The organism is Bacillus sp. AFS001701, from assembly GCF_002559405.1.
GTDB lineage: Bacteria > Bacillota > Bacilli > Bacillales > Bacillaceae_G > Gottfriedia.
Genome location: NZ_NTZO01000544.1, coordinates 1 through 5,914 on the forward strand (window position 1 = coordinate 1; position 5,914 = coordinate 5,914).

Annotated in this window: 7 protein-coding genes; 3 read left to right on the forward strand and 4 right to left on the reverse strand. The window is 30.2% G+C overall.

The window, feature by feature from the left end; all coding sequences use genetic code 11:
* Positions 1–105 precede the first annotated feature (105 nt).
* Complete coding sequence (locus CN514_RS22410) at positions 106–345, forward strand: DUF6429 family protein (RefSeq protein WP_098234469.1); 240 nt, start codon at positions 106–108, stop codon at positions 343–345.
* A 55-nt stretch (positions 346–400) separates the two neighbouring features.
* Here CN514_RS22410 and CN514_RS22415 read toward each other — a convergent pair whose 3' ends face one another.
* Complete coding sequence (locus tag CN514_RS22415; RefSeq protein WP_098234470.1) at positions 401–880, reverse strand: hypothetical protein; 480 nt, start codon at positions 878–880, stop codon at positions 401–403.
* Positions 881–1,138: 258 nt separating this feature from the next.
* On the opposite strand from CN514_RS22415, the gene CN514_RS22420 reads away from it, so the two are divergent.
* Positions 1,139–2,575 (forward strand): glycoside hydrolase family 1 protein, encoded by a 1,437-nt coding sequence (locus CN514_RS22420; protein WP_098234471.1) that lies wholly within the window; start codon positions 1,139–1,141, stop codon positions 2,573–2,575.
* Between the two features lie 64 nt (positions 2,576–2,639).
* On the opposite strand, the gene CN514_RS22425 is transcribed toward CN514_RS22420, so the two are convergent.
* The 3 genes from CN514_RS22425 to CN514_RS22435 all read right to left on the reverse strand — a co-directional run bounded on the left by CN514_RS22425 (position 2,640) and on the right by CN514_RS22435 (position 4,397).
* Complete coding sequence (locus CN514_RS22425) at positions 2,640–3,050, reverse strand: hypothetical protein (protein ID WP_098234472.1); 411 nt, start codon at positions 3,048–3,050, stop codon at positions 2,640–2,642.
* Between the two features lie 120 nt (positions 3,051–3,170).
* A complete protein-coding gene (gene htpX / locus CN514_RS22430; RefSeq protein WP_098234473.1) occupies positions 3,171–4,043 on the reverse strand; it encodes a protease HtpX in 873 nt (290 codons plus the stop codon).
* Positions 4,044–4,214: 171 nt separating this feature from the next.
* Positions 4,215–4,397, reverse strand: a complete 183-nt coding sequence (locus tag CN514_RS22435; RefSeq protein ID WP_098234474.1) for a hypothetical protein — start codon at positions 4,395–4,397, stop codon at positions 4,215–4,217.
* Positions 4,398–4,629: 232 nt separating this feature from the next.
* Between CN514_RS22435 and CN514_RS22440 the strand changes: the two genes are divergently transcribed.
* Positions 4,630–5,388: a L,D-transpeptidase family protein gene (locus tag CN514_RS22440; RefSeq protein WP_286141799.1), complete on the forward strand. Its 759-nt coding sequence runs from the start codon at positions 4,630–4,632 to the stop codon at positions 5,386–5,388.
* Positions 5,389–5,914: the final 526 nt, after the last annotated feature.

Here is a 5,914-nt window from a genome sequence, read left to right on the forward strand (position 1 = left end):
CTAATTTATAGTTTATTAATTAGAAATAAGAGGAAACCTTATATTTAAAAAGGTTTTTCTTATTCCCTTTATTTTTTAAATATAAATTAGAAAGGAACTATTTGAATGCAAGAACAGATCGATGAATTAACTTTAATGTTATTATATTTAACAGCATTTGAAGAAAACACAGTATTAGGTGAAACTACACTCAGAAGTTGGAAAGGATATCCTTTCGATACATTAAATAAGTTATCGAATAATAATCTCTTATTTTTTAGTAATCGTGCTAAATCAGTTTACTTAACAGAAGAAGGAATTGAATTAGCTAACAAATTATTGCAGAAATATACTATTCAAAAATGAAAATTAAGCTTTATTTAAGTCACTTTTTTTAAAACTACATAAATCGAGATCAAGGCTATTCACAATGATTATCACATTGTATCAAGTAATCATTCTTTAAAATATCCGTTGCTTTCTTTATATTTGATACGGTTAAAAAAAGACTATCTTTTTCTCCTATAAAGAATGATTTCACACCAACCTTACACCATAAACTACCGTAAATTTTACTAAATACTCCTGGAATACCAGGGGGAATATTTAATAGAGCAAAAATAGTTTCTTCTTTAAATTTCACATTAAATGATTCAAGTACTTCTCTAACTACTTTTAGATTCTGCTTATTTTGCGATTCAGTTGTACCAGGAACGAGTCTAACGAAATTATTATTTTCACCATTTTTTGTCAGTAAAATCCCAACAATATTTACTGAATCGTTAGCAATATCTTTTAAAACACAACTTAAAGTTTCATCATTTACTATAAAAGTAAATTGAGTTCTATATTCAAGATCGAATTGTAACTGATCGACTTTACGTCCTTTAAAACGATTCAAATTCTCCACACCCTTAATTTTCTGTTTTTATTAAAGTATGTGAAAAAAAATAAAATGTTTTGGTTGAAGATTAATCTTTCTCTTCTTCTTACTTCCCCTAATCTCCATTTAAAGAAACCCCTTAAAATAAACAGCCTTAAATTTTAATCTGTCTATTCTAAGGGGAAATATTAATCTATTATTTTAACTCTAACCTAAGGTGTAAATGTGATTATATTCATATCTCTATTAACTAAAAAGAAATTAGGAGGTAAAAAAATGAATCAGTTTAAGTTTCCTAAAGATTTTTTATGGGGTGGCGCTACTGCTGCTAATCAAATGGAAGGCGGATTTTATGAAGGAAATAAAGGTTTAAATATTGCCGATGTTCTTCCAGGCGGAAAGGAAAGACTGAACATTTTACTGTCACCTGGCTTTAATTTTGAGATTGATCGTTCAAAGTATAATTATCCTAACCACGAAGGAATCGACTTCTATCACCGATATAAAGAAGATATTGCTTTATTTGCGGAAATGGGTTTTAAAGTTTTCCGAATGTCAATTGCTTGGACAAGAATCTTTCCAAATGGAAATGAATTAGAAGCAAATGAAGAAGGATTGGCTTTCTATGACCGTGTTTTTGACGAACTTCACAAACATGGCATTGAACCAGTAGTTACAATTTCACACTATGAAATGCCAGTAAATCTTGTAAAACAATATGGCGGTTGGAGAAATCGAGAAGTAGTAACCTTCTTTGAAAGATATGTGAACGCAATCTTCAATCGTTATAAAAACAAAGTAAAATATTGGATGACTTTTAATGAAATTAATAGTGGATTAATTATGCCAATTATGGGTCTTGGTTTTTCGATCAAAGAAGAAAAAAATAAATACCAACCAACATTCCAGGCGTTTCATCATCAATTTGTTGCAAGTAGTATTGCTGTCAAAGCATGTCATGAAATCATTCCAGATTCTCAAATTGGATGTATGATTTTATATGCACCGGTTTATTCATTTGATTCGAATCCTAACAACGTAATGTATGCCCTTGAAGAAGAGCGCTTTTTTAATTACTTCTGTGCAGACGTTCAGGTTCGTGGCGAATATCCGTCATTTATTAATCGCTTCTTTAAAGAAAACAATATTAATATTGAAATGCAAGATGGGGATCTAGAATTAATTAAAAAAGGCACTGTTGACTATATTGGCTTCAGTTATTATATGTCTAGAACAGAGAAAAAAGATAAATCATACTTAGAAAGCTCACAAGGAAATCTGATTGGCGGAGTTAAAAATCCTTTCCTAAAAGCAAGTGACTGGGGCTGGGAAATTGACCCAGTAGGTTTACGAATTAGTTTAAATCAATTGTATGACCGTTACCAAGTACCGTTATTTGTTGTAGAAAACGGCCTAGGTGCATATGACAAAGTCGAAGAAGATGGATCAATTAATGATTATTATCGAATTGATTATTTACGTGAGCATATTAATGCTATGGGAGAAGCAATTCAAGATGGCGTAGAATTGATGGGTTATACTAGCTGGGGTTGTATTGATCTTGTTAGTGCATCATCAGGTGAGTTCTCAAAACGTTATGGTTTCATTTATGTCGATAAACATGACGACGGTAGTGGCACATTAGAACGAAAGAAGAAAAAATCATTTTTCTGGTACAAAGACGTAATTGCTTCAAATGGAGAAAAGCTATAATTAAAACAGAAAGGAACTTCAGCTAAACTGAAGTTCCTTTCTTCATATTATTGAATTCTAACCCTTATTCATTTTCTATTCTCACCATTAATTTACCATCTTTATAAATTGTTAAGTAAACCGTATCACCGACTTTCAAGGAAGGGTGAGAATTTTTATCTATTATTTCTTTGTCAATAAATCCGTATTTCTCAGAATCATCACAAACTATTTGATACTGATTTTTATTATTTGTTTTTGGAAGATCGATAACTTCACAAACATTAGTTTTTAAATTTGAATCTACGTTCATTAATTCTTGTTTATTAACTAGTGTAATTATTCTTTGTGATTTAGGAATTTTGATAATAATGGGATGTGCTTTAGCGTGATTAAAATTAATAATAGAAATAGATATGATAATTCCGAGGGTTATTACAAAGGTACCTAAAATTATTCCTGTTGTCTTCAATTTTTCAATTTTATCTCTCTCCAAATTAAAGTACACCTCATCTTTTTAGTATCTATATTCCCTAAAAATAGATGAAATCCTTCTTTCAATTTTATGCAATAAAAAAGGCTTTTTACATCGTTAAATGTAAAAAGCCTTTACCTTTTATAATGATTTTAAACGTTCAATTCGTTTTTCTAGTGGTGGATGCGTTGAGAATAATCTTGCGAATTTCTCTTTTCCGCTAATTTTAAAAGCTGCAATCGATTTTTGACGATCATCTACTAATCTAATATTTCGACTTAATGATTCTAAAGCATGAATCATGTTATCTTTTCCACCAAGTTCTGCCGCATACCTGTCTGCCTTAAACTCTCTTTTTCTTGAATGCCAGAAAATAATCGGACTACTTAAAATACTAAATATAATCTCGAATACTACTGAACAAAGAAAATAAACTACATAAGATAACTCTTCTCTTACAAAATTAGAAACTATTTTTGCAACTAAACGGGAGAAGAAAATAACAAAAGTGTTAATTATACCTTGTAATAATGTTGTAGTAACCATATCTCCATTTTTTATATGAGCAATTTCGTGTGCTAAAACTCCACTAATTGCTGGACGATCCATTGTCTCAATCATTCCACTAGAAACAGCTACTAAAGATCGTCTTTTACTAGGTCCTGTAGCAAAAGCATTAACTTCAACCGAATCATATACGCCCACCTGTGGCATCTTCTTTAAACCAGCAAGTTTTGCTAAACGATAAGTCTCTTCTAATACAAAATTTAATCGATCAATTTGTGGAGAACGAGGATCAATTAATTTTATACCCATTACCCATTTGGCCATTATACGAGAGAATAATAATGAAATGATCGCTCCACTAAAACCTGCAATTACACTAAATGCAAGCAGTGCCCAATATCCCCCATTACTAATATAACGTGGTACGCCTAATAATGTTGTAATCGTTGTAATTGTAATTAACACTAAAATATTAACAAAAATAAAGAAAGAAATACGTTTAAACAAAATCGTTCCTCCCTAACTAATTACTTGAAAGACTATGATATTTAACTTTTATTCTTAAATATAGAGTCTAATTTCTTATACAATCCAAGAACACAATTAATTTCTTAAACTTATATTCATTCTACTATATAAATCGAAATTTGTTATATTAGATTTCTCAAATTTTATGACTTATGAAAGTTTGCTAGATTTTCTCCAAATTAAAGTAAAGAATAGGATTAAGATCCCTACTGATAATCCAATAAATTGATCTGATAAAAATTTACCCGTTTTAATGAAATGAATGATAAAAGTCCCACCAAAAATAATGATGATTAGTAATGATAGTTGGAGCATATAATGATTAATTTTCATTTTTTCACCTCCACTACTTTAAATATACCATTTCCCTTTTTTAAGTCATTAGTATTACATTTCGATTTTTCTTCTCTAATCATACAAACCAAAAGAACTATAAAAATTCATTACAAATATCATCTTCTATCGTTATTTTAAGCATATTTAAAAAAAATGACAAATGGACAACTTCTACAATCATAGGATTAATTGATTAAGACTTTGAAAAAATGATTCGGGAGGGACGGTATTGATTAGAAAATGGCTTGCTGTTTTAATTTTAACCTGTCTTATGTTTGTGGGAATTGGTATTAAACCTAGCCAGGCTGCTACATCTCAATTCATTATAATTAATAAATCAACGAATCAACTAGCTTATTATGAAAATGGTAAACTCTACAAAGTTTTTAAAGTAGCCACTGGTAAAAGTCCAACTCTGACGCCTGAAGGTAAGTTTAAAATTGTAAATAAGATTGTGAATAGACCTTACTATACAGGTCATATTCCTGGCGGGGATCCAAGAAATCCACTTGGAAACCGTTGGCTTGGATTAAATGCTCGTGGTACATGGGGAACTACATATGCCATCCACGGTAACAATAACCCAAGTTCGATTGGAAAATACGTTAGTCATGGCTGTGTTAGAATGTATGATAATGAAGTAGAGTGGCTCTTTAATAGAGTAAAATTGAGCACACCTGTAGTCATTACAACTTCAAGTAAATCATTTGACTCAATTGCAAATGCAAATGGATACAAAGTAACAAGTAGTAGTGGTGGTTCAAATGCCGTTATCCCAACCGGAACTGTATTAAAAAAGGGAAATCGTGGGGCTACAGTTAAAAAGCTTCAACAAAAGCTTACATCACTCGGATACAGTACAAAAGGTATCGATGGTATATTTGGAAACAATACAGATCAAGCCGTGCGCAAATTTCAAAAAGACCGGCATTTAAAAGTAGACGGAATTGTAGGACCTGCTACAATTAAAGCACTTGGCGGTTTATAAGTTCGCCTATTAATAGAGGATCTTCCTCTATTTTTTTTATTTCTAGTAATCTTTTTGCTCTACAACCTAAACTTTATTTATTTTTAACCAATTTACAATTTGTTCCATTAGCTCCAATTAATTTCGTTGGATCATCTTTAATCTAGAAGAAACTTAACTTTTCGATATAATTGCTATATTCTCTTTAATATTAAAAGCCCTCTATAAATTAAACAAAACTAGGTAAAATTTGAATAAGTGCTAATATAAGATTTTATTAATTCTCTATATGTAAAAATTTATTAACGATTATTCGAGTGTAAAATTTCCATATTAAAAAGACTACCTAAGCAGCCTTTTAATATAATCATAATCATACACTATTTTTTTCATCTTCAAATTCAAGCTTAAAATAATTCACAACACGACTATAAAATGGATATATAATTCCAATTATAATAAGAAACCAACCTATATTTGTGAGATATCTTGGACCAGAAAAATTAGAAAAGTAGGTTAATGTTACAATTAATAATCCAAACAAAAT

What these genes read in the sequence shown, in the direction of transcription:
- CN514_RS22410 (WP_098234469.1), top strand. Translation starts at nt 106, where the DNA reads ATGCAAGAACAGATCGATGAATTAACTTTAATGTTATTATATTTAACA.
- CN514_RS22420 (WP_098234471.1), top strand. Translation starts at nt 1,139, where the DNA reads ATGAATCAGTTTAAGTTTCCTAAAGATTTTTTATGGGGTGGCGCTACT.
- CN514_RS22435 (WP_098234474.1), bottom strand. Translation starts at nt 4,397, where the DNA reads ATGAAAATTAATCATTATATGCTCCAACTATCATTACTAATCATCATT.